Source organism: Polymorphobacter multimanifer (genome assembly GCF_014205635.1).
GTDB lineage: Bacteria > Pseudomonadota > Alphaproteobacteria > Sphingomonadales > Sphingomonadaceae > Sandarakinorhabdus > Sandarakinorhabdus multimanifer.
The window spans coordinates 72,069-91,996 of sequence record NZ_JACIIV010000011.1 but is presented as its reverse complement, the minus strand read 5'-3'; the positions used below and the strand labels follow the sequence as shown (position 1 = coordinate 91,996).

18 protein-coding genes are annotated in these 19,928 nt (G+C 69.1%); all 18 read left to right on the top strand.

What is annotated here, in order from left to right; genetic code table 11:
• Window positions 1-172 precede the first annotated feature (172 nt).
• Complete coding sequence (locus FHS79_RS08850) at window positions 173-1,141, top strand: cysteine synthase A (RefSeq protein WP_184198503.1); 969 nt, start codon at window positions 173-175, stop codon at window positions 1,139-1,141.
• A gap of 69 nt (window positions 1,142-1,210) precedes the next feature.
• On the top strand, window positions 1,211-1,423 hold the full coding sequence (locus FHS79_RS08845) for a hypothetical protein (RefSeq protein ID WP_243452775.1): 213 nt from the start codon (window positions 1,211-1,213) through the stop codon (window positions 1,421-1,423).
• A 307-nt stretch (window positions 1,424-1,730) separates the two neighbouring features.
• Window positions 1,731-2,225: a division/cell wall cluster transcriptional repressor MraZ gene (locus FHS79_RS08840; protein WP_184198500.1), complete on the top strand. Its 495-nt coding sequence runs from the start codon at window positions 1,731-1,733 to the stop codon at window positions 2,223-2,225.
• Complete coding sequence (gene rsmH / locus FHS79_RS08835) at window positions 2,222-3,226, top strand: 16S rRNA (cytosine(1402)-N(4))-methyltransferase RsmH (RefSeq protein WP_184198497.1); 1,005 nt, start codon at window positions 2,222-2,224, stop codon at window positions 3,224-3,226. Before FHS79_RS08840 ends, rsmH begins: the two co-directional genes overlap by 4 nt.
• Window positions 3,223-3,708 carry a hypothetical protein gene (locus FHS79_RS08830; protein ID WP_184198494.1) on the top strand — a complete coding sequence of 162 codons (486 nt, stop codon included), beginning with the start codon at window positions 3,223-3,225 and terminating at the stop codon, window positions 3,706-3,708. Before rsmH ends, FHS79_RS08830 begins: the two co-directional genes overlap by 4 nt.
• 5 nt (window positions 3,709-3,713) lie before the next feature.
• Window positions 3,714-5,459: a peptidoglycan D,D-transpeptidase FtsI family protein gene (locus FHS79_RS08825; RefSeq protein WP_243452774.1), complete on the top strand. Its 1,746-nt coding sequence runs from the start codon at window positions 3,714-3,716 to the stop codon at window positions 5,457-5,459.
• On the top strand, window positions 5,456-6,901 hold the full coding sequence (locus FHS79_RS08820; protein ID WP_184198491.1) for a UDP-N-acetylmuramoyl-L-alanyl-D-glutamate--2,6-diaminopimelate ligase: 1,446 nt from the start codon (window positions 5,456-5,458) through the stop codon (window positions 6,899-6,901). Before FHS79_RS08825 ends, FHS79_RS08820 begins: the two co-directional genes overlap by 4 nt.
• On the top strand, window positions 6,898-8,289 hold the full coding sequence (locus FHS79_RS08815; protein ID WP_184198488.1) for a UDP-N-acetylmuramoyl-tripeptide--D-alanyl-D-alanine ligase: 1,392 nt from the start codon (window positions 6,898-6,900) through the stop codon (window positions 8,287-8,289). The genes FHS79_RS08820 and FHS79_RS08815 overlap by 4 nt, the downstream gene beginning before the upstream one ends.
• Window positions 8,286-9,359 carry a phospho-N-acetylmuramoyl-pentapeptide-transferase gene (mraY, locus tag FHS79_RS08810; protein WP_184198485.1) on the top strand — a complete coding sequence of 358 codons (1,074 nt, stop codon included), beginning with the start codon at window positions 8,286-8,288 and terminating at the stop codon, window positions 9,357-9,359. Before FHS79_RS08815 ends, mraY begins: the two co-directional genes overlap by 4 nt.
• Complete coding sequence (gene murD, locus FHS79_RS08805; RefSeq protein WP_184198482.1) at window positions 9,356-10,606, top strand: UDP-N-acetylmuramoyl-L-alanine--D-glutamate ligase; 1,251 nt, start codon at window positions 9,356-9,358, stop codon at window positions 10,604-10,606. The genes mraY and murD overlap by 4 nt, the downstream gene beginning before the upstream one ends.
• Window positions 10,603-11,784: a peptidoglycan glycosyltransferase FtsW gene (locus tag FHS79_RS08800; protein ID WP_184198479.1), complete on the top strand. Its 1,182-nt coding sequence runs from the start codon at window positions 10,603-10,605 to the stop codon at window positions 11,782-11,784. The genes murD and FHS79_RS08800 overlap by 4 nt, the downstream gene beginning before the upstream one ends.
• Window positions 11,781-12,857: an undecaprenyldiphospho-muramoylpentapeptide beta-N-acetylglucosaminyltransferase gene (gene murG, locus FHS79_RS08795; RefSeq protein WP_184198476.1), complete on the top strand. Its 1,077-nt coding sequence runs from the start codon at window positions 11,781-11,783 to the stop codon at window positions 12,855-12,857. Before FHS79_RS08800 ends, murG begins: the two co-directional genes overlap by 4 nt.
• Window positions 12,854-14,290, top strand: coding sequence for a UDP-N-acetylmuramate--L-alanine ligase (gene murC, locus FHS79_RS08790; protein WP_184198471.1), 1,437 nt, complete (start codon window positions 12,854-12,856; stop codon window positions 14,288-14,290). Before murG ends, murC begins: the two co-directional genes overlap by 4 nt.
• A gap of 79 nt (window positions 14,291-14,369) precedes the next feature.
• On the top strand, window positions 14,370-15,248 hold the full coding sequence (gene murB / locus FHS79_RS08785) for a UDP-N-acetylmuramate dehydrogenase (protein WP_184198468.1): 879 nt from the start codon (window positions 14,370-14,372) through the stop codon (window positions 15,246-15,248).
• Window positions 15,245-16,177 (top strand): D-alanine--D-alanine ligase, encoded by a 933-nt coding sequence (locus FHS79_RS08780; RefSeq protein WP_184198465.1) that lies wholly within the window; start codon window positions 15,245-15,247, stop codon window positions 16,175-16,177. Before murB ends, FHS79_RS08780 begins: the two co-directional genes overlap by 4 nt.
• Complete coding sequence (locus FHS79_RS08775) at window positions 16,177-17,055, top strand: cell division protein FtsQ/DivIB (protein ID WP_184198461.1); 879 nt, start codon at window positions 16,177-16,179, stop codon at window positions 17,053-17,055. The genes FHS79_RS08780 and FHS79_RS08775 overlap by 1 nt, the downstream gene beginning before the upstream one ends.
• The gene (gene ftsA, locus FHS79_RS08770) at window positions 17,055-18,323 is read left to right on the top strand and encodes a cell division protein FtsA (RefSeq protein WP_184198458.1); all 1,269 of its coding nucleotides are present in this window, start codon (window positions 17,055-17,057) and stop codon (window positions 18,321-18,323) included. Before FHS79_RS08775 ends, ftsA begins: the two co-directional genes overlap by 1 nt.
• Before the next feature lie 55 nt (window positions 18,324-18,378).
• Window positions 18,379-19,890 carry a cell division protein FtsZ gene (gene ftsZ, locus FHS79_RS08765; RefSeq protein ID WP_184198455.1) on the top strand — a complete coding sequence of 504 codons (1,512 nt, stop codon included), beginning with the start codon at window positions 18,379-18,381 and terminating at the stop codon, window positions 19,888-19,890.
• The last annotated feature ends 38 nt before the right edge of the window (window positions 19,891-19,928 follow it).

Genomic DNA, 19,928 nt, shown 5'->3' with positions numbered 1-19,928 from the left:
CGTCGGACATGCGGCATTCTCCTGCAAACTCCCGGACGCAACAAACCCCGGACACAACCAAATCCCGGACGCAACCAAATCCCGGACGCAACAACCGCCCACAGCACAGCTTGGGCAACCCCAAGCAGCGATGGGTTGTGCGCAGCCATAGCGCCGCGCTAAGCCCGAGGCCATGGCCATCGCATCCGACATCATCAGCCTCATCGGCAACACGCCGCTTCTCGCCCTCAAGGGACCCAGCGCCGAAACCGGCTGCACCATCCTCGGCAAGGCGGAGTTCCTCAACCCCGGCGGCAGCGTCAAGGACCGTGCGGCGCTCTCGATCATCGAGGATGCCGAGGCCAGCGGCGCGCTCTCCCCCGGCGGTACCATCGTCGAGGGCACCGCCGGCAACACCGGCATCGGCCTCACCGTGGTCGCCGCCGCCCGCGGCTACCGCACCATCATCGTCATGCCCGAGACCCAGAGCCGCGAGAAGCAGGACACGCTGCGCGCGCTGGGTGCCGAGCTCGTCCTGGTGGCGGCCGCCCCCTATGCCAACCCCGGCCATTATGTGCACACCTCGCGCCGTATCGCCGAGGAAACCCCGGGGGCGATCTGGGCCAACCAGTTCGACAATATCGCCAACCGCCGCGCCCATGTCCGCACCACCGCCCCCGAGATCTGGGCGCAGACCGAAGGACGCGTCGATGGCTTCACCTGCGCGGTCGGCACCGGCGGCACCCTCTCCGGCGTGGCGCTGGGCCTGCGCGAGAAGAACCCGGACGTGAAGATCGCCCTCACCGATCCCGAAGGGGCGGCCCTCTACAACTGGTTCGCCTGTGGCGAGCTGCGCGGCGAAGGCTCGAGCGTCTCCGAAGGCATCGGCCAGAGCCGCATCACCGCCAACCTCGAAGGGCTCGCCGTCGATGCCCAGTACCGCATCCCCGATGCCGAAGGCCTCGCCTGGGTCCGTCGCCTCAACGCCGAGGAAGGCCTGTGCCTCGGCCTGTCCTCGGGCATCAACGTGGCCGGCGCGGTCCGGCTGGCGCAGGCGATGGGCCCCGGTCACACCATCGTCACCATCCTGTGCGATTCGGGGCTGCGCTATCTTTCGACCATCTGGAACCCCGAATGGCTGGCCGGAAAGGGCCTTGGCTGACCAGGCACCGATTCGGCTGCGACCGGCCCGCACCTCGACAGGCACGGCCATCGCGCCTATCTCGAACCCATGAGCATGCGTCTGCGCCCCTCCCGCGCCGCCAGCCCGCGCACACGCCTCGGCATCACCGGGCTGGCCGCCGTTTTCCTCATGGTGCTCCTGGCGTCGGTGGTTCTGCCCACGATCGGCGGTCCCCTCACATCACCCCCCCAGGCGGCCGACCCGTTGGAAACCCTCGGCATTGCGCCATCAGCGCCCCCGGCGCCGGCCCCGGCTCGATGATCTTGCCGGCGCGCCCCTTGGCAGCGCCGCGCCCGCAGATGCCCGCGCCAATCCCCCGGCCGACCATCGTTTCACAGACTTATCCACAGGCAGTACGGGGTTTTTGTGCACTGCACATTAACACTGTTTCGGACGCTTTTCCCAAGGATATCCCCTGATTTCTCCAGCCTTGCCCACCAATTCCCATTGAGGCCCGCCTAATCCCATGTTAAACCCCATCCACAGTGTGGTTAGGCATTGAATTCGGCTATCGGGCGCTTCGCCCAGGACCCCGCCTTCTCCCGCCGCACGCAATGGGCGGGATCAATTGTCGAACGGGTTGTTTCTTGGTTATGGGCTGAACGCCGTCGATGCGAAGAGCCGCCTGTCGATTCCGGCCGACTTCCGCGAAGTCATGGCCGCGCGCGGCGCCGACAAGGCCTTGTTCATCGGCCCCGGCCATGGCGGCGCCGATTGCCTCGTCGCCTATGATCGCCACTATGTCAGCAAGGCCGCGCAGGAATACAGCGATCGCCACGGCTCGAGCACCGAGCGCGCCCGCTTCGACGAGGCCGGCGTGCTGTTCGGCGCCGCTGCCTCGGTCAAGATCGACGACGCCGGCCGCATCGTCCTCTCCGCCGCCCTGAAGTCGCTCGGAGACATCGGCAGCCATGTCTGGTTCGTCGGCGGGCTCGACTGGTTCGAGCTCTGGAACCCCTGGCGCTATCTGGTCCGCGACACGCTCGATCCGCGCGTCGCCCGGCTGGTCCGCGCCGAAATGGCCGCCCGCGGCCTCGATCCCGCGCAAGAGCCGGCGGCATGAGCGCGCTCCCCCACATCCCCGTCCTGCTCGCCGAAACCCTTGCCGCGCTGGGGCTCCAGGCCGGCGACGTCTATGTCGATGCCACGCTCGGCGCCGGCGGCTATCTGCGCGCCGCGCGCAACGCATTCCCTGATTCCGGGCCCGGCCTCGCCCATGCCTATGGCTTCGACCGCGATCCTTCCGCCATCGCCATGGCCGCCGATCTCGCCGCCCTCGCCGATGTCACCCTGATCGAGCGGCCCTTCGCCGAGATGGAGGCCGGGCTCGCGGCGCACGGCGTCGATTCCGTCGATGCCATCGCCTTCGATATCGGCGTGTCGTCGATGCAGATCGACGAGGCGGCACGCGGCTTCTCCTTCCAGGCCGATGGCCCGCTCGACATGCGGATGAGCCAGGCCGGCCCCTCGGCCGCGGATTTCGTCAACACCGCCACCGAAGCCGAGATCGCCGACGTGCTCTGGGCGCTCGGCGACGAGCCCGCCGCCCGCCGGCTGGCGCGCGCGATCGTCAACGATCGCCCGTTCAGCCGCACCAGCGAGCTCGCCCGCCTCTGCCGTTCGGTCATCGGCGGAAAAGCTGTTCCGGGGCGAGACGCCGCCACCCGCACCTTCCAGGCGCTGCGCATCCATGTGAACGACGAGCTCGGCCAGCTCGATGCCGGGCTTGCCGCCGCCGAGCGGCTGCTCCGCCCCGGCGGCCGCCTCGCGGTGGTCAGCTTCCATTCGGCCGAGGACCGGCGGGTGAAGAACTTCCTCCGCGATCGCTCGGGTGCCGCTCCCGCCGGCTCGCGCCATGCCCCCATCGCCGCCGATGCCCGCGCGCCGAGCTTCGCCCGCCCCGCCAAGGCCGTTCGGCCGGGCGCTGCCGAGCTCGCCGCCAATCCGCGCGCCCGCTCCGCCACGCTGCGCGCTGCCGTGCGCACCGCAGCCCCCGCCTGGAACAGCACCCGCGCCGAAGCTGCAACTATCGCCGCCAAAAACGTCTCTGGGAGGGTCGCATGAAAGACTATGCCGGCACTGCGCTGATGGTGGCGCTCACCACGATCGTCGGCATCGGCTGCTACGGCGCCACCGCGCACGGTGTCGCCCAGCGCGCCGAGATCGAATCGATGCAGCGCAAGCTCGTCGCCGATGGCCGCGCCATCCGCGATCTGCAGGTGGAGCTGCGCACCCGCGCCCGCATGCCGCTTATCGAGCGCTGGAACGATGATGTGCTCAAGATGTCCGCGCCCCAGGCCGGCCAGTTCATGCGCTCGCCGGTGCAGCTGGTGTCGATGATCGCCCCAGAGCTCGAGCCCGGGCCCGAGCCCGGGCCCGGGCCCGAGGGCAATGCCCTGCCGTCCGCCCCGCAGATGCGGCTGGCAATAACCCCCGAAGCGCCCGGGCCAGGCGCGCGCGTGGTGCAGGCAGCGCTGGTCGATGCCCCCGCCACCGAAGCACCCGCCACCCTTCTGCGGGCATCCTACCCCTCAGACGAGCGCTGAGCCCGATGGCTTCCCGCGCGCTGTCATCCTTCATCGGCGGCGTACCGGGCCTCGGTGCACAGCCTGAACTGCCGGCCATGCTGCCGGGCCAGCGCCAGGCTGCGCAGCGGCTGGCGCGGCAGCGGCTGGTGATCGTCATGGTCATGTTCCTCGCCGTGCCGCTGGTGTTCGCCGGCCGGTTGTTCGATCTCGGCGTGCTCGAAGCCCAGCCCGTCAGCCGCAGCGGCATCGCCAGCAGCGCCCCGCCACGCGGAGATATCGTCGATCGCAACGGCCTCGAACTCGCGCGCACCTTCGAGGCCTATGCCATCTCGGTCGAGCCGCAGAAGCTGGCGTCGGACCCGCGCCGGCTGGCGCGCGACCTCGCCTCGATCCTGACCGGCAGCGACGAGGCCCAGCTCTACGACGAGCTCACCCACAAGGGCCGCTTCCGCTATCTGGCGCGCCGCGTGCTGCCGAGCGAAGCCCAGGCGATCAACGATCTCGGCGAGCCCGCCATCTACCTTCGCCGCGAGGCCGAGCGGCTCTATCCCAATTTCAGCCTCGCAGCGCATGTCATCGGCTATCCCGATGATGAAGGCCGCGGCAAGGTCGGGCTCGAACTCGCCTTCGACGAGCAGCTCTCTGCCCCCGCCACCCGCGGCCAGCCATTGCAGCTGGCGCTCGACCTGCGCGTCCAGCAGGCACTCGAACATGAGCTGGGCACGCTTTATCGCGACCAGAAGGCGCAGGGTGCCGTGGGCATTGTGATGGATGTGGACAGCGGCGAAGTCGTGGCAATGACCTCGCTGCCCGATTTCAACCCCAACGCCCCGGGCCTTGCAACCGACGATGGCCGCTACAACAAGGCGAGCTTCGCCACCTATGAGCTGGGCAGCACCTTCAAGGCGCTCACCATCGCTTCGGGGCTCGATGCCGGCACCATCTCCACGCTGCAGAAGCGCTATGATGCCACAAGGCCCATCCAGATGGGCCGCTTCCGCATCCGCGACGATCACGCCAAGAATCGCTGGCTCACCGTGCCCGAGATCTTCATCCACTCCTCCAACATCGGCACCGCGCGCATCGCCGTCGAAGCCGGCCGCGACGTGCAATATGCGATGCTGGAGAAACTGGGCTTCTTCAAACCCATCGAGATCGAGCTTCCCGAGCGCGCGCGCCCGCAGTTCCCGTCGCTCGAGCGCTGGGGCGAGCTTTCGACGATGACCATCGCCTATGGCCATGGCATCTCGGTCACCCCGATGCACCTCGCCTCGGCCTATGCCACGCTCGTGAACGGCGGCATCTACCGCGCCCCCACCCTGCTCAAGCGCGATGTCCCCGGCCCCGGCATCCGCGTGTTCAAGGCGGAAACCTCGGAGACGATGCGCAAGCTGCTGCGCCTCACCGTCACCAAGGGCACCGGCCGCCGCGCCAATGCCCCCGGCTACCGCGTTGGCGGCAAGACCGGCACCGCCGAGAAGATCGCGTCGGGCCGCTATGTGCGCGGCGCCAACGTCTCCACCTTCGCCGCCGCCTTCCCGATGGACGCGCCGCGCTATGTCGTCATCGCCATGGTCGATGATCCGCGCGGCTCGAAGGAAAGTGCCGGCTTCCGCACCGCCGGCATGGTCGTTGCCCCCGCCATCAGCCGGCTGGTCAGCCGCATCGGCCCCATGCTCGGCGTCCAGCCCGATTCGACGCGCGAAATCGACATGGCCGGGCTGTTGCCCGAGCCACCCGGCGCAAATCCCGCGGCGGTGGTCGAATGAGGCTCGGCGATCTGGTCGAGAATGGGGGGCCGGTCCATGTGACCGGCTTCGCGCTTGATTCGCGCAAGGTTGCCGAAGGCACGGTGTTCGGCGCCTTTCCCGGCGTGAGCAAGAATGCGCGCGTCAACGGCGAGGATTTTGTCGATGCCGCCGTCGCCGCCGGTGCCGTGGCGGTGGTCGCCCGCCCGCACGTGAAAGTGGAAGGCGCGCTCCACATCGCCGCCGCCGAGCCGCGCCAGCGCTTCGCCGCCCTGGCAGCAGCCTTTTTCGCCCCCTTCCCCGCCACCACCGTCGCCGTCACCGGCACCAACGGCAAGACCTCGACCGTCGAGCTCACCCGCCAGCTCTGGCGCCTCGCCGGCGAGCGCGCTGCCAGCATCGGCACGCTCGGCGTGACGACGAGCGAGGACCGCGTCACCGCCGCCGATGGCACCGGCGGGCTCACCACCCCCGATGTCGTCACCTTCCTCGCCACCATGGCCGGGCTGGCGCGCGAAGGCATCAGCCACGCCGCCTTCGAAGCCTCGAGCCACGGCCTCGACCAGTATCGCACCGAGGGGCTGCCCGTGCAGGCCGCCGCCTTCACCAACCTCAGCCGCGATCATCTCGATTATCATGGCACGATGGAGGCCTATTTCGTCGCCAAGCTGCGGCTGTTCGAGGAAGTCCTCGATCCCCAAGGCACCGCCGTCGTCTGGGCCGATGATGCGCCTTGGTCCCAGCACGTCATCGCCGCCGCCACCGCGCGCGGCATCAGGGTGATGACCGTCGGCACCTGGGGCGAAGCACTGAAACTCGTCGGCCGCACCGCCACGTCGCTCGGCCAGACCCTCGAAATCGACGCCGCCGGGTCCCGCCACAAGATCCTGCTGCCGCTCATCGGCGCCTATCAGGCCGCCAACGCCCTGCTCGCCGCCGGGCTCGTCATCGCCACCGGCGGCGATACGGCGCGCACCCTGTCCGATCTCGCCCGCCTCCAGCCTGTCCGCGGCCGCCTCGAACGCGCCTGCATCACCCGCGCCGGCGCTCCCGCCTATGTCGATTATGCCCATACCCCCGATGCCCTCGCCGCCGCCTGTGCAGCACTCCGCCCCCACACCCGCGGCCGGCTGATCCTGGTGTTCGGCGCCGGCGGGGACCGCGACACCGGCAAGCGCCCGCTGATGGGCGAAGTCGCGGCGCGCGATGCCGACCTAGTCATCATCACCGACGACAACCCCCGTTCCGAAGATGCAGCCGCCATCCGCACCGCCATCCACGCCGGCGCACCCGGCGCGCAGGTCATCGCGGATCGCCGCGCTGCCATCGCCGCCGGCCTCGTACAGGCCGGCGGTGATGATGTCGTGCTCATCGCCGGCAAGGGCCATGAACAGGGCCAGATCGTCGGCACCCAGGTGCTGCCCTTCGACGATGTCCAGGTCGCCCGCGAGTGCGCGGCATGACTCCCCTCTGGACCGCATCCGAAATCGCCGCCGCTTGCCGCGGCATCGCATCGGCTGACTTCAACTGCCAGAGCGTCACCTTCGACAGCCGCGAAGTGCTGCCCGGCGCCCTGTTCGTGGCGCTGAAGGGCGAGACCACCGATGGCCATCGTTTCATCGACGCGGCCGTCGCCGCCGGTGCCGCCGGCCTGCTCGTCAGCACTCCCGTCGATGCCCCGCATGTCCTTGTGGATGATACATTCCTGGCCCTCAATGCCCTTGGCAGTACCGCGCGTGACCGTTCGGCATCCCTCCGCATCGGCATCACCGGCTCGGTCGGCAAGACCGGCACCAAAGAAGCCCTCGCCGCCGCCCTCGCCCGCGCGCTGGGCCGCGATGCCGTCCATGCCTCGGTCAAAAGCTACAACAACCACACCGGCGTCCCCCTCAGCCTCGCCCGCATGCCCGCCGAAGCCCGCTTCGGCATCTTCGAAATGGGCATGAACCACGCCGGCGAACTCACCGCCCTTTCAGCCCTTGTCCGCCCGCATATCGCCGTCATCACCTGGGTCGCTTCGGCACACCGCGAATTCTTCGCGTCGGAAGCCGAAATCGCTGATGCCAAAGCAGAAATCTTCTCCGGCCTGATGCCCGGCGGCACCGCCATCATCCCCCGCGACAACCTGCATTTCGAGCGCCTGCTGGCCGGTGCCGCGGGTGCTGGCCGCATCATCACCTTCGGTCTCGAGCCCGGCGCCGATGTCGTCGCCGAGACCTTCACCCTCCATCCCGATCATTCGCAGGTGATGGCCCGCATCGGCGATCAGCGCCTCGGCTTCACCATCGGCATGGCCGGACGCCACTGGATAAACAACGCCCTGGCCGTTCTCGCCGCCGTCTGGGCCGCCGGCGGAGACCTCGCCGCCGCCGGGCTCGCCCTCGCCGACCTGTCCGATCTCCCCGGACGCGGCTCCCGCCTGCGCGTGCAAGCAGGCAGCGGCGAAGCGCTCATCATCGACGAAAGCTACAATGCCAACCCCGCCTCGATGGCCGCCTCGCTCGCCGTGCTAGGGGACGTCACCCCGGCAGGCACCGGCCGCCGCCTGGCCCTGCTCGGCGAAATGAAGGAACTGGGAGACTTGAGCGACCAGTTTCACGCCGATCTGGCACCACATGTTGTGGCTGCGGGCGTAGAGTCCATAATAGTTGTCGGTAACGCGATGAAGCCGCTGGCCGAAGCCCTTTCGGCCAAGCTAAATGTAAAACTTGTGGCCAACGCCGGCGACGCCCTTGCGGAGGCTGAAACGCTGCTCAGTGCCGATGACGTGTTGCTCGTCAAGGGCTCCAACTCCGTCCGGCTCGGCGAGGTCGTGGCCGCCCTCGCGCGCCGACAGGAGAGCCAGGCATGATCACCGCCCTCGCCGATCTCGCCGGTTTCGAAGGCGTTCTCAACCTCTTCCGCTACATCACCTTCCGCACCGTGGCCGCACTTGTCACCGCCCTCGCCATCGCCCTCGTCATCGGCCCGCGCTTCATCAACTTCCTCCGCGCCAAGCAGGGCAAGGGCCAGCCGATCCGCGAGGATGGCCCCGCCTCGCACCTGCTCACCAAGAAGGGCACGCCGACCATGGGCGGGCTGATGATCCTCATCGCCATGACCATCTCGACGCTGCTGTGGATGGACATGGGCAACGGCTTCGTCTGGGCCTGCCTCGCGGTCACCCTCAGCTTCGGCGCCATCGGCTTCATGGACGATTACGACAAGGTGACGAAGAACAGCCATGCCGGCCTGTCGGGCCGCACCCGGCTGCTGCTCGAATTCTTCATCGCCGGCCTCGCCTGCACCTTCATCGCCAGCCGCACCGGCACCACCCTCTACTTGCCGTTTTTCAACGACTTCGGCATTCCGCTCGGTGTCTTCTACATCGCCTTCGGCGCCTTCATCATCACCGGATTCGGCAACGCCGTGAACCTCACCGACGGCCTCGACGGGCTGGCAACTATGCCGATGATCATCGCGGCAGCCGCCTTCGCGCTCATCGCCTATCTCATCGGCAACATCCGCTTCGCCGATTATCTCGGGGTCCATCACGTCGCTGGCGCCGGCGAGCTCGCGGTGTTCTGCGCCGCTCTCATCGGCGCCTGCCTCGGCTTCCTCTGGTACAACGCCCCCCCGGCCGCGGTGTTCATGGGCGATACCGGCAGCCTCGCCCTCGGCGGCGCCCTCGGCACCATCGCCGTCGTCACCAACCATGAGCTGGTGCTGCTCGTCATCGGCGGGCTGTTCGTCCTCGAAACCGTCAGCGTCATCGTTCAGGTCGCGAGCTTCAAGATGACCGGCAAGCGCGTATTCCGCATGGCGCCGATCCACCATCATTTCGAAGCCAAGGGCTGGGCCGAATCGACCGTCGTCATCCGCTTCTGGATCATCGCCATCGTGCTGGCGCTCGCCGGCCTCGCCACGCTGAAGCTGCGGTGATCACGTCCCCCGCCTTCGCCGGAAAGACCTATGGCGTCTTCGGGCTCGCCCGCTCGGGCCGCGCGACCGTGGCCGCCCTGCACGCTTCGGGCGCACAGGTGCTCGCCTGGGACGATGGCGACGCCGCCCGCGAAGCCTTCGATGGCGAACTGACCGACCTCGGCACCGCCGACCTGTCCGGGCTGGCCGCGATCATCGTTTCCCCAGGCGTGCCGCACTCCGCCCCCATCTTCGCCCGCGCCGCCGCCGCAGGCGTGCCGGTGGTCGGCGATATCGAGCTGTTCGCACAGGCCCGCGCGGACCTTCCCCCACACCGCGTCGTCGGCATCACCGGTACCAACGGGAAGTCGACGACGACGGCGCTCATCCACCACATCCTCGTCCAGGCCGGCGTGCCGGCAGCGATGGGCGGCAACATCGGCTTGCCGATCCTCGCGCAGGACCCGCTGCCCTCGGGCGGTGTCTATGTCCTCGAACTGTCGAGTTATCAGCTCGAGATCACCGAAAGCCTCGCCTGCGAGGTGGCGGTGTTGCTCAACATCACCCCCGATCATCTCGAGCGCCACGGCACCATGCCCGCCTATGCCGCCGCCAAGGCGCGGCTGTTCGCGATGCAGCGCGAGGACGGCATTGCCATCATCGGCGCGCAGGCCGCGCATGACCATCATCTGCCCGGCCAGCACATCGAGGACGTCACCACCGGCGACCAAACGGCCTGGCCCGCCCTGCAAGGCCCGCACAACCTCCAGAACGCCCGCGCCGCCACCGCCGCGTGCCGTGCCCTCGGGCTCAGCAACGCCGCCATTGCCGCCGGCCTCGCCTCCTACGCCGCCCTGCCGCACCGCATGGAGCGCATCGGCACCCGCGGCGGCGTCCTCTGGATCAACGACAGCAAGGCCACCAACCCCGAATCGACCGCCCCCGCCCTCGCCGCCTTCCCGCGCACCCACTGGATTGCCGGCGGCAAGGCAAAGGGCGCCGATCTCGATGCCGTCATGCCGTGGCTCGGCAATGTCGTCGCCGCCTATCTCATCGGCGAGGCAGCCCCGCTGTTCCGGCCGCTGCTCGCACCGAAGCTGCCCGTCACCATGTCGGGCACGCTCGCCCAGGCCGTCTCCGATGCCGCCGCCGCCGCGCGCCCGGGCGAGACGGTGCTGCTGTCGCCGGCCTGCGCCAGCTTCGACCAGTTCCGCGATTTCGAGCATCGCGGCGATGCCTTCCGGACGCTCGTGGAGGCCATCGCATGAGCCGCACCGGAATCGCCTTTTCGCGGCGGGACAGCAGCTGGGCCGGGGACTGGTTCCGCACCACCGACAAGCTGCTGATGATGCTGGTGTTCGCCCTCATCGGCTGCGGCATCATCGCGGTCGCTGCCGCCTCGCCCGCCGCCGCGCGCCGTCTGTCGGGCACCGCCTTCACCTATGACAGCCTCTACTTCCTCAAGCGGCAGGTGATGTGGGTGCTGCTCGGACTGCCGGTCCTGCTCGGCGTGTCGATGCTCCCCATAAGGCTGGCGCGACGTGCTGCCGTGCTCGGCTGCGGCGTGTTCGGCGTGCTGCTGGTGCTCGTGCTGGTGGGGGGCACCAGCGACGGGGCCACCAATGGCGCCACCCGCTGGATCATGCTCGCCGGCATCAAGATCCAGCCGTCCGAATTCCTCAAGCCGCTGTTCATCGTCACCACCGCCTGGCTGTTGTCGCTCCGCTTCGAGGACCCGTCGCTGCCCACGATGCAGCTCAGCTTCGGCATCTTCGCGGTCTTCGCCGCCCTGCTGCTCATGCAGCCCGATCTCGGGCAGACGGTGCTGATGGGCGCCATCTGGCTGATGCAGGCGGTACTTGCCGGCATGCCGCTGCTGCTCGTCGGCCTCATCATCCTCGCCGGGCTTGTCGGCATCGGCATCGCCTATGTCACCCTGCCGCATGTCGCGGACCGTATCGACAAGTTCGTCACCGGCGAAGGCGACACCTACCAGATCGACAAGGCGCTCGATTGTTTTCGCGCCGGCGGGCTGTTCGGTGTCGGCCCCGGCGAAGGCGTCATGAAGTTCCGCCTGCCCGAGCCGCAGACCGATTACATCTTCTCGGTGATCGGCGAGGAATTCGGCATCATCACCTGCCTGTTCATCGCCGTCCTCTACATCACCATCGTCGTGCGCGTGTTCCTGTCGCTGCTCGACGAGGAAGACCCCTTCATCATGCTCGCAGCATCCGGCCTTGTGGCGCAGTTCGGGCTGCAGGCGACGATCAACATCGCCGTCAACCTCAAGCTCGCTCCATCGAAGGGCATGACCCTGCCCTTCATCAGCCACGGCGGCTCGTCCTTCCTCGCACTCTGCCTCGGCATGGGGCTGCTGCTGGCGCTCACCCGCCGCAACCCCTTCCTCAAGGCCTCGCCCTATGTCGAGCGCTGGAGGGGGGCATGATCGTCCTCGCAGCCGGCGGCACCGGCGGCCATATGGTCCCAGCGCACGTCCTCGCCGGCGAGCTCGCGGCGCGCGGCCAATCGGTCCACCTCGTCACCGACACGCGCGGCCTGCGCTTCCCCGGCCTGTTCGATGGGGTCCCACGCACCGTTGTCGAAAGCGGCTCGGTCGCCCGCTCGGGGCTGCTCAGCCTGCCGAGCGTCGCCTTCTCCGTCCTCAAGGGCCTGAGCGCCGCCCGCGCGCTGTTCCGTGATATCCGCCCCCGCGCCGTCGTCGGCTTCGGCGGCTATCCCGCCCTCCCCGGCCTGCTCGCGGGGCTGTCGATGCGCCTGCCCTGCCTCATCCATGAGCAGAATGCCGTCCTCGGCCGCGTCAACCGCCTGCTCGCCCCGCGCGTCGCCGCCATCGCCACCAGCTACCCCCAGGTCCGCCGCATGGAGCCCGGCTGGGCAGCGCGCACCACCCTCACCGGCAACCCCGTCCGCGCCGCCGTCATTGCCACCCGCGCCGTGCCCTTCGATGCCCACGCCGCCCGCCTACGCCTGCTCGTCACCGGCGGCAGCCAGGGGGCGAAAGTGCTGAACTCAGTCGTCCCCACCGCCGTCGCCCTGCTGCCGGAAACACTCCGCGCCCGCCTCGATGTCGTCCACCAGGGCCGCGACGAGGACGCCGAGGCGATGCGCACCGCCTATGCCGCCGCCGGCGTCACCGCCACCATCCGCGCCTATTTCGAGGACCTGCCGTCCGAAATGGCCGCAGCACACCTCGTCGTCGCACGCGCCGGCGCCTCGACCGTCGCCGAGCTCACCGTCGCCGGCCGACCCGCCATCCTCGTGCCGCTCCCCATCGCCGCCGACGATCACCAGACCGACAATGCCCGCGCCATGGCGGGCGCCGGCGGCGCCGTCATGATCGCCCAGCCGGATTTTGCACCGTCCCGGCTGGCCGCCGCCCTCGAAGCGTGGCTCGGCAACCCCGCTGCCCTTGCCGCCGCCGCCGCCGCAGCGCATGGGCTCGGCCGCCCCGACGCTGCCGCCCGGCTGGCCGACCTCGTGATGGACCTTGCTGCATGACTCCGCTCGCCAACCCCGCATCGCTGCGTCCCGGCTTCCGCACCGATATCGGCATCATCCATTTCGTCGGCATCGGCGGCATCGGCATGTCGGGCATCGCCGAAGTGATGAAGAACCTCGGCTTCGCCGTGCAGGGCTCGGATTCGGCCGAAAGCTATGTCGTCCAGGGCCTTCGCGCCAAGGGCATCGAGGTGTTCATCGGCCAGAGCGCCGAGAATGTCGCCGCCGCTTCGGTAGTCGTCATCTCCACCGCCATCAAGCGGGACAATCCCGAGGTCGTCGCCGCCGCCGCACGCCGCGTCCCCATCGTCCGCCGCGCCGAGATGCTCGCCGAACTGATGCGCCTGAAAAGCTGCGTCGCCGTCGCCGGCACCCATGGCAAGACCACCACCACTTCGATGGTTGCCGCCCTCCTCGATGCCGGCGGGCTCGATCCCACGGTCATCAACGGCGGCATCATCAACACCTATGGCTCCAATGCCCGGCTGGGTGCGGGCGAATGGATGGTCGTCGAAGCCGATGAAAGCGACGGCAGCTTCCTGCGGCTCGGCGGCACCTTCGGCATCGTCACCAACATCGATCCCGAGCATCTCGACCATTGGGGCGATTTCGCTGCCGTCCGCGAAGGCTTCCGCCAGTTCGTCGAGCATGTGCCCTTCTATGGCGCCGGCATCCTCTGCATCGATCACCCCGAAGTGCAGGCACTGCTGCCAAAGGTCTCCGATCGCCGCATCATCACCTATGGCTTCTCCGCCCCCGCCGATGTGCGCGGCGAGAATGTGACGCCGGTCCCCGGCGGCAACCGCTTCGCCGTTGTCGTCAGGTTGCGCGACGAAGAGCGCCGCATCGAGGATCTCGAGCTGCCGATGCCCGGCCGCCACAATGTCCTCAACGCGCTCGCCGCCGTCGCCGTCGCGGTCGAGCTCGGGCTCTCCGACGAGGAAATCCGCACCGGCTTCGCCCGCTTCGGTGGCGTCAAGCGCCGCTTCACCCATGTCGGTGACGTCGATGGCATCACCATCATCGACGATTACGGCCATCACCCGGTGGAAATCCGCGCCGTCCTCGCCGCCGCCCGCGAAGGCGCCACTGCCCGCGTCCTCGCCGTCGTCCAGCCGCACCGCTTCACCCGCCTGCGCGACCTGATGGCCGAGTTCCAGGCTGCCTTCAACGATGCCGACCGCGTCTATGTCACCCCCGTCTACACCGCCGGCGAAGCCCCGATCGAAGGCGTCGATGCCCAGGCGCTCGTCACCGGCCTGCTCGGTGCCGGCCACCGCGGCGCCACCACTGTCGCCGACGCCGAAGATCTCGCCCGCCAACTCGCCACCGATGCAGCGCCGGGCGACATGATCGTCTGCCTCGGTGCCGGAGACATCACCAAATGGGCAGCCGGCCTCGCCGACGCCATTTCCAGGGCGCGCACCGGATGATGCGCCATCCGTCTCTTTCTTCCCTCTCCCCTTGCGGGAGAGGGCGACTCGCCGCAGGCGAGCGGGGTGACGGGTCGCCATGCTGACCCCGCGCGGCACCCTCACGCCCCACGCCCCGCTGGCACCGCTCGTCTGGTTCAAGGCCGGCGGCCCCGCCGAATGGCTGTTCGAGCCCAGGGACGTTGCCGACCTTCGGGAATTCCTGCGCGCTCTCGATCCGGCAGTGCAGGTCATGGCGCTCGGCCTCGGCTCTAACCTCATCGTCCGCGATGGCGGCGTGCCCGGCGTCGTCGTGCGGCTCGGCAAGGCCTTTGCGCAGGTGAGCGCCAACGACATGACCCTCCATTGCGGCGGCGGCGCCTCGGGCATCCTCGTCGCCAGCACCGCGCGCGATGCGCAAGTGGCGGGCCTCGAATTCCTGCGCGGCATCCCCGGCACCGTCGGCGGCTTCGTGCGGATGAACGGCGGCGCCTATGGCCGCGAAGTCGCCGATATCCTTGTCGATTGCGATGTGGTGCTGCGCTGTGGCGCGCTCGTCACCCTCGCCGCCGCCGATCTCGGCTTCTCCTACCGCCATTCGACGCTTCCGGAGGGCGCCATCGTCGTCGCCGCCCGGCTGCGCGGCCAGCCTGGCGATCGCACCGCAATCGCTGCCGAAATGGACCGCATCGCCGCCGCGCGCGAAGCCAGCCAGCCGCTCCGCTCGCGCACCGGCGGCTCCACCTTCAAGAACCCCCACCCCCACAAGGCCTGGGAGCTTGTCGACGCCGCCGGCTGCCGCGGCCTCCTCCGTGGCGGCGCGCAGGTGAGCGAGAAGCACACCAACTTCCTCATCAACACCGGCACCGCCACCGCCGCCGACATCGAAGCGCTCGGCGAGGATGTCCGCGCGCGGGTGAAGGCGCAGTCCGGCATCTCGCTCGAATGGGAAATCCAGCGTGTGGGTGTTCTGGCATGAAGGTCGCAGTCCTCATGGGCGGCTGGTCCGCCGAGCGCGACGTGTCGCTCAGCTCGGGCGCCGGCATCGCTGCAGCGTGCCGCACGCTCGGCCATGACGTCACCGAGATCGACATGGGCCGCGATGTCGCCCAGCGGCTCGCCGCCGCTGCCCCCGATGTCGTGTTCAACGCCCTCCACGGCACGCCCGGCGAGGACGGCAGCGTCCAGGGCCTGCTCGACATATTGGGCCTGCCCTACACCCACAGCGGCTGCACCACCTCGGCCATCGCCATCGACAAGGAGCTGACCAAGGCCATCCTCGTCCCCGCCGGCATCCGCATGCCGCAAGGCGTTCTGGTCAGCAGCGCAAGCCTGTTCGCAGCCGATCCGCTGCCGCGCCCCTATGTGCTCAAGCCCGTCAACGAAGGCTCGTCGGTCGGCGTCGCCATCGTCACCGACGCCTCCAACTTCGGCAACCCCATCGCAGCCGCCGCACGCGGACCATGGCAGGAGTTCCCGACCCTCCTCGCCGAGCCCTTCATCGCCGGGCATGAACTCACCGTCGCCGTCATCGACGAAGCAAACGGCCCGCGCGCGCTCGCGGTCACCGAGCTGAAGCCCAGCTCGGGCTTCTACGACTATGCCGCAAAATATACCGATGGCCTCACCCTCCACATCTGCCCGGCCGAGATCCCGGCCGACATCGAGGCCGCTGCCCTCGCCATGGCGGTCAAGGCGCACACCCTGCTCGGCTGCCGCGGCACCAGCCGCGCCGATTTCCGCTGGGACGACGCCCAGGGCGAAGCCGGGCTCTTCCTGCTCGAAGTCAACACCCAGCCGGGCATGACCCCGCTCAGCCTCGTGCCCGAACAGGCGCGTGCATGCGGGATCAGCTATGAAGCGCTGGTGCAACGCCTCCTCGACGCCGCCGTCGCAGGAGCCTGCTGATGGCCAGCACCCGCATCAAGCGCGGCGCCAAACCCGCGCCGCCGAAGCGTCGGTTCAAACTGCCCGCGCTGTCGCCGCGCACGCGCCGCGCGCTGATGATCGGCGTTCCCGCCCTTCTCGCCACCGCCGGCGTCGCCACCGCCGTGATTGCGGACGTCCCGGCACGGATGCGTGCCAGCCTCGCCCTCGAATCCGCCGCCGCCGGCTTCGAGATCCACCATGTCGAAGTGCAAGGTGCGCGTGAAGTGCCGCGCATGGTCGTCTACAATGCCGTGCTGCAGGGCACGAGCAACCCGCTGCTCGGCGCCGATCTTGCCGCCATCCGCGCCGAGCTCCAACGCCACCCCTGGGTCGCCGATGCCAGCGTCAGCCGCCGCTTGCCGGACACGCTGGTGGTGCGGCTGGCCGAGCGCCAGCCGGTGGCGCTCTGGCAGCACCGGCAGCGCTTCCACCTCATCGATATCGGCGGCCGCGTGCTCGGCACCGGCGATCTCGATCGCTTCGCCGGGCTGCCGCTGGTGGTGGGGCCAGGCGCCAACCATCAGATTGCCGACTGGCTGACTCTCACCGCCGCATCGCCACAACTGGCCGGCCGGATCGAAGCCGGCGTGCTCGTGGGAGAGCGCCGCTGGAACGTCCATTTCAAGTCGGGCGAAACGCTGGCCCTGCCCGATACCCCCGATGGCGCCCGCGCCGCCCTCACCCGCTTCGCCGGCCTCGAAGCCGATCTGCCACCCAACCGCAAGCTGCTCGGCACCCATTTCGAGCGGTTCGACATGCGCGTCCCCGGCCAGCTCATCGTCGGCGGGCCGGAAGTGAAAAAGGCGCTCGATGCCGCCGAAAAGGCCGCGCGCGCCAAAAAAGCGGCAACAATCTGATGGCCAAGCTTCCCCTCGGCCCGGCCCGCAACAACGAGCGCACCGTGGCAGTGCTCGATATCGGCAGCTCCAAGGTCGCTGCCCTCATCGCGCGCATCGGCGCCGATGGCGTGCCCGTCGTCATCGGCACCGGCCAGAAGCCCTGCACCGGCCTCAAGCACGGCCTGGTCTCCAGCTTCGAGCGCACCGAAACCGCGGTGCGCGGCGCCATGGACCAGGCCGAGCGCGCCGCCGGCATGCAGGTCGAGTTCGTCCACGCCTCCATCTCGGCAGGCAATCTGCAATCGACAGTCGCCTCCACCGAGATCGACATCGCCGGCGCCAGCATCACCCCCGCCGACATGGAGACGCTGCGCACTGCCGGCCGCGCCGCCATCCAGCCCGGCAACCGCACCGTCGTCCACGCCCAGCCCGCCCTCTACGCGCTCGACGGTGCTGCCGCGGTCGAAAGCCCGGTCGGCTTCCACGCCGATCGGCTCGGCATGGATGTCCATGTCGTCACCGCCGAAACCCCGCCGCTCAAGAACCTCGATCGCGCCATCAAGAACGCCCATCTCGGCTTGCGCACCCTCGTCGCCGCCCCGCTCGCCGCCAGCCTCGCCACCCTCGATGCCGAGGAGCGGCTGCTCGGCGTCGCCCTCATCGAGATCGGTGCCGGCGTCACCACCGTCGCCGTCCACAGCGGCGGCATGCTCGTGGGCGTCGCCACCATCCCCATGGGCGGCAGCGACATCACCGCCGACATCGCCGCTGCCTTCAGCATCCGCATCGTCGATGCCGAGCGGATAAAGACCCTCGAAGGCGCAGCCATCGCCATGGCCAAGGACATGAGCGAGACGATCGAGCTTCCGCCGATCAACGATGAAGGCATGTCCGAAGCCACCCGCGTGCCCCGCGCCCAGATCATCGCCGTCATCCGCCAGCGCCTCGACATGATCTTCGGGCTGGTCGAGCAGCAGCTCGCGACGCTTGGCTTCACCGGCCCACGCGCTCGCCAGGTCGTGCTCACCGGCGGCGGTGCCGAGCTGCGCGCCATCGCCGATTTCGCGCAAGGTCTGCTCGGCCGCAACGTCCGCATCGGACGCCCCGGCGGCCTCGTCGGCCTGCCGCAGGCGCAATCGAGCCCGGCCTTCGCCACGCTGGCCGGGCTGGTGCTGTTCGCCGCCGCCGAAGAGCCCGACATCTGGCACAACCCGCCCACCAGCCGCGATGGCCCGCGGCGAACCGGGCTGCTTTCGGCGTGGGACCGGCTCTTCAAGGAATTCTGACTCTATTCTTCTGATTCAATAGATATAGTATGCTTGCGCACATGGGAGACACGATATGCTGGAGTTCGAACGGACCGAGCTGACCGAATTGAAGCCTCGGATCACCGTTGTCGGCGTCGGTGGCGCCGGCTGCAACGCGGTTGCCAACATGATCAATGCCGATCTGCAGGGGGTCGATTTCATCGTCGCCAACACCGATGCGCAGAGCCTTGCCGCCAGCAAGGCGGAAACGCGCATCCAGCTCGGCATGAAGATCACGCAAGGCCTGGGCGCGGGTGCCCGCCCCGAGATCGGCCGCGCTGCCGCCGAGGAGACGCTCGAGCAGCTCGAGAACAGCCTTGAAGGCGCGCACATGTGCTTCATCGCCGCCGGCATGGGCGGCGGCACCGGCACCGGCGCGGCCCCGGTCGTGGCACGCGCCGCGCGCGAGAAGGGCATCCTCACCGTCGGCGTCGTCACCAAGCCCTTCACCTTCGAAGGCTCGCGCCGCATGCGCGCCGCCGAGGAGGGCATCGCCGAGCTGCAGAAGGTGGTGGACACGCTGATCGTCATCCCCAACCAGAACCTGTTCCTCATCGCCAACCAGTCGACCAGCCTCGTCGATGCCTTCGCCATGGCCGATCAGGTGCTCCACCAGGGCGTGCGCGGCATCACCGACCTGATGATCCTCCCCGGCCTCATCAACCTCGATTTCGCCGACATCCGCACCGTCATGAGCGAGATGGGCAAGGCGATGATGGGCACCGGCGAAGCCAGCGGCGAGGGCCGCGCGCTCTCGGCCGCCGAAAAGGCCATCGCCAACCCGCTGCTCGATGAAGTGAGCATGCGCGGCGCCAAGGGGGTCATCATCAACATCACCGGCGGCACCGACCTCACGCTGATGGAGGTGGACGAGGCCGCCACCTACATCCGCGATCTCGTCGATCCCGAAGCCAACATCATCGTCGGCAGCGCGCTCAATCGCGATCTCGAAGGCACGATGCGCGTCTCGGTCGTCGCCACCGGCATCGATGCCGCTGCCAAGCCCGAGCCGGTGCGTTCGGGGTCGCGCGATCCGGCGCGTCACAAGCCCGAGCCGGCTGTCTCCACCCAGCCGAGCATCTTTGCCTCGGCCCCCAGCATCGTGCCGACCGCCAGCACACCCAAGCCCGCATCCGCCGATACCCCGGTCGCCCCCGAGCCCGTCGCCGAAGCTCCGGCCGAGGAGGACGAAATCGATCTCGGCGCCATGGCCGAGCGCATCGAGCCCGAAGCGCCCATGGCCAGCGGGGAAAGCTTCCGCTTCACCCCGGCCAATGCGCCGGTCGGCCCCGCCGGCCCTGCCCAGGCACCGCCCGCCCCGGCCGCCAAGGCCACTCCGGCGCCCGCCCCGCCCGCCCCGACGCCCGTCGTGGTCGAACCCGTGGCGGCGGAGCGCGCGCCGACGCTGTTCGAGAAGATGCTCGGCCTGTCCGGCGGTCATCGCCCCAAGCCCGTGCCGCCGCCCGCCAACCTGGCTCCCGAGCCGGAAGCGCGCGAGCCCGAAGTCGAGATCCCGCCCTTCTTCAAGCGCCAGATCAACAACTGAGGCCAGGAAACGAAAAACGGGCCGGCGCGAGACATCGC

Bases quoted from the DNA above. Each gene is read 5' to 3' on its own strand.
- FHS79_RS08850 (WP_184198503.1), top strand. From the start codon at position 173: ATGGCCATCGCATCCGACATCATCAGCCTCATCGGCAACACGCCGCTT.
- FHS79_RS08845 (WP_243452775.1), top strand. From the start codon at position 1,211: ATGAGCATGCGTCTGCGCCCCTCCCGCGCCGCCAGCCCGCGCACACGC.
- rsmH (WP_184198497.1), top strand. From the start codon at position 2,222: ATGAGCGCGCTCCCCCACATCCCCGTCCTGCTCGCCGAAACCCTTGCC.
- FHS79_RS08830 (WP_184198494.1), top strand. From the start codon at position 3,223: ATGAAAGACTATGCCGGCACTGCGCTGATGGTGGCGCTCACCACGATC.
- FHS79_RS08825 (WP_243452774.1), top strand. From the start codon at position 3,714: ATGGCTTCCCGCGCGCTGTCATCCTTCATCGGCGGCGTACCGGGCCTC.
- FHS79_RS08820 (WP_184198491.1), top strand. From the start codon at position 5,456: ATGAGGCTCGGCGATCTGGTCGAGAATGGGGGGCCGGTCCATGTGACC.
- FHS79_RS08815 (WP_184198488.1), top strand. From the start codon at position 6,898: ATGACTCCCCTCTGGACCGCATCCGAAATCGCCGCCGCTTGCCGCGGC.
- mraY (WP_184198485.1), top strand. From the start codon at position 8,286: ATGATCACCGCCCTCGCCGATCTCGCCGGTTTCGAAGGCGTTCTCAAC.
- FHS79_RS08800 (WP_184198479.1), top strand. From the start codon at position 10,603: ATGAGCCGCACCGGAATCGCCTTTTCGCGGCGGGACAGCAGCTGGGCC.
- murG (WP_184198476.1), top strand. From the start codon at position 11,781: ATGATCGTCCTCGCAGCCGGCGGCACCGGCGGCCATATGGTCCCAGCG.
- murC (WP_184198471.1), top strand. From the start codon at position 12,854: ATGACTCCGCTCGCCAACCCCGCATCGCTGCGTCCCGGCTTCCGCACC.
- murB (WP_184198468.1), top strand. From the start codon at position 14,370: ATGCTGACCCCGCGCGGCACCCTCACGCCCCACGCCCCGCTGGCACCG.
- FHS79_RS08780 (WP_184198465.1), top strand. From the start codon at position 15,245: ATGAAGGTCGCAGTCCTCATGGGCGGCTGGTCCGCCGAGCGCGACGTG.
- FHS79_RS08775 (WP_184198461.1), top strand. From the start codon at position 16,177: ATGGCCAGCACCCGCATCAAGCGCGGCGCCAAACCCGCGCCGCCGAAG.
- ftsA (WP_184198458.1), top strand. From the start codon at position 17,055: ATGGCCAAGCTTCCCCTCGGCCCGGCCCGCAACAACGAGCGCACCGTG.
- ftsZ (WP_184198455.1), top strand. From the start codon at position 18,379: ATGCTGGAGTTCGAACGGACCGAGCTGACCGAATTGAAGCCTCGGATC.